The sequence below is a fragment of the Sulfolobus sp. B1 genome, from assembly GCF_007050195.1.
Taxonomy (GTDB): domain Archaea; phylum Thermoproteota; class Thermoprotei_A; order Sulfolobales; family Sulfolobaceae; genus Saccharolobus.
This window is the reverse complement of record NZ_QIMI01000113.1, coordinates 1-5,206: the sequence shown is the minus strand read 5'-3', so window position 1 is coordinate 5,206 and position 5,206 is coordinate 1. Positions and strand designations below refer to the sequence as shown.

Below are 5,206 nucleotides of genomic sequence, written 5' to 3'. Positions count from 1 at the left end.
TATCTGATGTAGTTATTTTGCCTTTATATAAAAAGTCTACTTGTCTGAGTGTTGCATAATAGTCGAATTCTGTTATTGCCGAAATACTATCCTTAGGCATAATAACATTATACCACCTTAATGCTGCACTACCGGCAGTATGTAAAACACATATATTAGCTACTGTTCCAGTAATTATAGTATTCTTTATGTTTTTCACCCTCAAAATGTAATCTAGTGATGTCTCAAAGAATGCATCATACCTATATTTTTTAACAATAAAATCCTCCTTTTCTGGTTTAAGCTCATCTACAATCTCTGCACCCCAAGTACCCGCTAAGGCATGCTCTCCCCAGATCTTAAATTCTGGATCATCCTTCATATGCCAATCCTGCGTATATACTACTAACGCTCCAGCACTCCTCGCCTTATCTATTAGGTTCTTTATATAAGGTATAGTGTTTTCAGCAGTAGGTACTGAAAGTTTTCCATTTTTCCTAACGAAGTCATTTTGCATATCCACTATAATCAGAGCTGTTGACATGGGATTCAAAGTTACTTCTTTCTCTATAGGTATATTAGGAACTTCAATTTTCATTGTTTTTTATATAGCATAAGACACTTTTATTCTTTTTTTAGTTTCTTAGTCAGCATATCTGCTATCTTCAAAACTTTAGGATAACCAGCCTTACCTAGTTCAATGCAGTCCTCTAAACTCACCTTATTCCCCGGGCTATAGTAGTACTTTCCAAATTTGACCCCAACCTTTTCGCCCCTATGTGCTACATAAACTATTCCATTCTCTTCTACAAATTCTCCTATTAATCTAGACTTAGCTACACCTATTGTGGGGAAGTCTAGGATTACGCCAATCACTGAAGCTATACCACTTCTTCTTGGATGTGCTAATCCATGTCCATCAACTAAGATTAGGTCACAGTTAAGCCCTTCTAAGGCTTTCAACATAACAGGTGCTTCTCTCATGAATAAAAACCCTGGTATATAAGGGAAACTAACTTCTCCAATGTAAGATTTATAATAATATTCACCACTCTTCACATTCATGCTTACCCCAACTGAATATCCTATGTTATTTTTATAGGCTACGTCAACACCACAAACTCTCTCTGCCTTATTCACCCCAAAATACTCAATCTTTACATTTTTTGAAATTAAAAGTTGTAATTTTTCTAAGAATTCGAGTAAATGAGATTCAACCAATTCTTTCTCATCCCTTCTATTCTTAAAAGAAACATTTCTTGCTGATATGTTTGCACTGCCCCTGGTCTCACACGCCTAACTTCATCTAATGCCTCCTCTAAGTCTAGACCCTCAAAAAGTATCAAGTAGGAAGCTAAGATTGTTCCGGTTCTCCCTATTCCTCCGACACAGTGAACTAGATTTCCTACTTTTTTACTATTCAGCCACCTCATAATTATTAAAAACTGATCATCTGTTGGAGCCTCACCATCTGTTATAGGGACGTGAATATACTCTAATCCTTTACTTCTAAGTACGTCGAAGTAATACTCCTTATCTCCCCATGCTTCTTCGATCTCCCAGTCCTCTGGCAATACCAAAACTCTCTTAACACCTTGTCTTTTCCACTCTTCTATCTCATATTCATTATAAGGTATTGGAGATCCACCTATGACCCTCTCCCTAACCCAGTACATTGCTCTCTCCTTCTATCTTTTACATACATTTAGAAAATTCTTAAAGATCTCTGTCCCTTTTTCAGTGTGTTTTACCTCTGGATGAAACTGTACACTGAAGATAGTGTTTTCAGCGTTAACCATAGCTTGAACTTTAGCATTACTGCTACTCGCTAGCACCTTAAATCCCTTAGGGGGTTCCACAACCTCATCGTTATGGCTTTCCCAAACGTTTAGCTCTTTTGGTAAACCCTTTAGAATAGTATCTTCATCATGAATCTGTATCTTAGTTAGACCAAATTCTGGATTGTCAGCTTTCTTTACAATTCCTCCTAGCACATAAGCGATTAACTGATGACCTAGACATATTCCTAACATGGGTATTTTTAACTTTTTAATATATAGAGGGGAGTTTCCCATCTTGTCTATCTCAGATGCTACGGAATATGGACCACCACTGAAAATTAAACCATCATAATCTTTAATCTCATCAACTTCTTTATTTGGTATTATAACATCTACATTAGCACCTAGGTATTTCAAGTTTTTTAGTATTAAGTGATTATATTGACCGCCATAGTAAATAAGCCCAATTTTCATTTCTCAGTTAATCCTTGCACTTTCAGTATATAACAGTTACTAAAAACTCTCTTATCTACGCATTACGATATAACTCGTATTGAATAAAGCAGATATTGTAGAATTACGAGAGCTCTTTCTGATGATCACTTTTTGCATCATACTTCCTTTCCATAAATAGTAAGGCTCCCATCTTTCACTCGCGGAATTTTCCGTTATATAGTTAACTTTTAACGTAACTACATTATGTATAGTTTTAACTTTTTTTAAGTTAATAATCATATTTCAATTCAACTATTTTAGCTCCTCTTCCTCCTTCTTAGAACTTTCAATTATCTTATTTTTTACCTTTTCTGGTAGGGCGTAGTCTTCTCTCCTCTCCTCTAATTTTCCTTTCAATACGATCCCTTTACCATTGACTATATCTATTTCCCATACGTGCTTATCATGATCTGTCTGTCTCATTTTCTCAATTATTATATATCTATGAAGCTCTCCATTTTTTATAGCCCTCCTAAATCTTATTATGCCATCTGCTACATGCTCAACCCCAAACCCAAAAGCTTGTGAAGTAGTAATAGCGTATTGCGAAGTAGCGTATATCGTAAAATTCCACTTATTCAAAACCCTCTTGAGATAATAACTTATCTTCCTAGCCATCGCGGGTTTATCGAGAAACAATGCACTGACAGAATCTATTACTAACCTCGCTCTTCCGTAGCCTAATTTCTGCTTAGCCTCAATTATTTTATTCACCACCTCCTCTGGATTAAGACTGATAAGAGACCACTCATCCTCCTTTTCCCTCATTAACGCATCTATTATAATTAACTTCTTTTCTATATGTTCTTCGAAGTTCCACCCAAACTGCCTTGCTTGTCTTATAATTGACTCCCTACTCTCCTCGGTAGTAACATATATGCATGGATCACCCTCTTTCAACCCTTGCGCGGTGAAGTGTAAGGAAAATATTGTCTTTCCAGTTCCGGGTTCACCAGTTAATGCAACAAAGAAACCTTGGGGGATACCTCCTTGAATAAGTTTATCGAATGCCAGTATTCCAGTCGATATTCTACTTGTCACAAATTTAAATATTATAGACAAGGATAATAAAATAGCATGAAGTAAAGCGGATCTTCTGAGAAAGTGATGAAGGTCTTAAGTTACTGATTCTGACCTTCTACAAATTACATTTTAAATACGTTATGCAATGAAATATACTCATGCTCTATTTTAAAAATTAATAAATTACTATAGTGCTCTACCCTCCTCCCCACCTAAAGGGTTCCACTGAGGTCTAAAGCGTTACTCCCCTTTGTTACTCCGTTAGATGTTACTAAGAAAGACAACGACTTTTTCCAATCTACTAACGACCTTACTCCAATTTTCATAATATCATAAAGTTAGGATTCGCCAAACCTCTCTTGTATTACCGTTAATATGGGCAAGAACTCTAAAAGTATATCCCTTACATACGACTTTATGCCCTAATTGATTTTACCTAAATTTAAGTCCTCATGACGGCACTACATAAACAATACTATAAAAGGGAATTAATTTTTCAGCCCTTTAAGTTACATCACTGCCTCAGAGCCGTCACCATACATCATTTTAATAATAGATTCTCATACTCTTTTACAAACTTTACGCTTCTCTTCACATCAGAGAATAACTTAGAAGCTTCTCTAACATCGTCAACCTTTATAACATTTCTATTATTCCTTTGTGCTATTACTTGTGATGGTTCTAATAATTGAACAGCGTATCTCAAACTATTTTCTACACCTATTTTAGTTAACTCATCTAGAGCCTGGGGATCCAACTCAATCTCAAGTTCATCTGCTCTTATCTTAATTATTTCTTTTATTTCTTCAGCATTGTATTGTCTAGTCGGGATTATTAAAAGTCTATCAAGTAAATCTAATGGTATGCCGTGCGGTGACTCTACATCAGTTCCCCTTATTTTAGTTATCCCTCTATTAGTAGCTAAGATTATTATAGGAGCTAATTCTGACTCTAACGCTCTAGTGAGAAAGGAAAAGGCTTCCAAATCTAACATATGAGCATCATCGATGAACAATACACCTACTACCAATTCAGCTCTTCCTTGGTTTATCCATTCTTTAACTAGCCTATCCACTTCCTTTCTAACATCCTCGCTTACCTCCCTTTCTGTGAATAATGAGAATATTGCTGTTACCGCTAAGTTTCTAGCTGCTAAATTTAGGTCTAAATCATTCAAGGTAAGTGTTGTAGTTATCTCCTTCTCTTTCCTCACTGGACCAGAAGGCATTTCAATAACTCTTGAGGTCTCTATATCGTAAGTCTTTATACCTTCAAATCCTTTTGCTTTACCTTGTACTATCACTTGTCCAGTCTGAGCGTCTATCATTATTACATCGCCTTTCTTTACTCCTAAAGAGACTAATTGTTGAGCTATCTCTTCTCCCACAGTCAACGTTCTTTCATCATCTTTGGTAGCTAATGTTATTTGGGCTTCAACAGGGACTTGAGAATAGGGATTTAACCTACTTCTAGCAACCTTAACTTTTCTGTCCTTTAAAACACCTTCGTAAACCAGCCTCTTCTCCCTTATTCTAACGCCTATAGACTTTCTTATTAGTTGTGTTAGTATTTCTGTCTTCTTTAATTCCGTAGAGTATATTTCCGATGCGTTGATAGCTGTAAAAGGAGTATCTTCCCCTAATTCTCTGGCAATGGCTACTGCTATTGCTGTTTTACCAGTTCCGGGTGGACCGACGAATAATATTCCTTTACCTGCCATCTTTCCTTGCTTTATTAATTGAACTACAACCCCAGCTGCTTCTCTAGCCTCAGCCTGCCCGACTAAACCATCAGCTATGAACTTAGCTTTCCCATTCTCATCTAAACCCAATCCCTTTATGTGACTGTGAATACTTGCCTTCTCCCTTACCGGCTTTCTAATCTCTTTTATCTCAGCCATACTATATATAATTATTTAGGAATGCTTT

At 36.3% G+C, this 5,206-nt stretch carries 6 protein-coding genes; all 6 read right to left on the bottom strand.

Features of this window, described 5'->3' with window-relative positions; all coding sequences use genetic code 11:
- On the bottom strand, window positions 1–577 hold a 577-nt coding region (locus DMP16_RS07695; protein ID WP_143577054.1), incomplete at its 3' end, for an isochorismatase family cysteine hydrolase.
- 26 nt (window positions 578–603) lie between these two features.
- Window positions 604–1,200 carry an endonuclease V gene (locus tag DMP16_RS07690; RefSeq protein ID WP_069284059.1) on the bottom strand — a complete coding sequence of 199 codons (597 nt, stop codon included), beginning with the start codon at window positions 1,198–1,200 and terminating at the stop codon, window positions 604–606.
- Window positions 1,170–1,655 (bottom strand): dual specificity protein phosphatase family protein, encoded by a 486-nt coding sequence (locus DMP16_RS07685; RefSeq protein ID WP_069284058.1) that lies wholly within the window; start codon window positions 1,653–1,655, stop codon window positions 1,170–1,172. The genes DMP16_RS07690 and DMP16_RS07685 overlap by 31 nt, the downstream gene beginning before the upstream one ends.
- A 12-nt stretch (window positions 1,656–1,667) precedes the next feature.
- Window positions 1,668–2,234 (bottom strand): GMP synthase subunit A, encoded by a 567-nt coding sequence (locus DMP16_RS07680; protein ID WP_069284057.1) that lies wholly within the window; start codon window positions 2,232–2,234, stop codon window positions 1,668–1,670.
- Between the two features lie 273 nt (window positions 2,235–2,507).
- Window positions 2,508–3,296 (bottom strand): KaiC domain-containing protein, encoded by a 789-nt coding sequence (locus DMP16_RS07675; RefSeq protein WP_069284056.1) that lies wholly within the window; start codon window positions 3,294–3,296, stop codon window positions 2,508–2,510.
- A 523-nt stretch (window positions 3,297–3,819) separates the two neighbouring features.
- On the bottom strand, window positions 3,820–5,178 hold the full coding sequence (locus DMP16_RS07670) for a RuvB-like helicase (protein WP_069284055.1): 1,359 nt from the start codon (window positions 5,176–5,178) through the stop codon (window positions 3,820–3,822).
- Between the last annotated feature and the right edge of the window lie 28 nt (window positions 5,179–5,206).

Excerpts from the sequence above, each read along its gene's own strand:
- DMP16_RS07685 (WP_069284058.1), bottom strand. The coding sequence starts at position 1,655 with ATGTACTGGGTTAGGGAGAGGGTCATAGGTGGATCTCCAATACCTTAT.
- DMP16_RS07670 (WP_069284055.1), bottom strand. The coding sequence starts at position 5,178 with ATGGCTGAGATAAAAGAGATTAGAAAGCCGGTAAGGGAGAAGGCAAGT.
- DMP16_RS07680 (WP_069284057.1), bottom strand. The coding sequence starts at position 2,234 with ATGAAAATTGGGCTTATTTACTATGGCGGTCAATATAATCACTTAATA.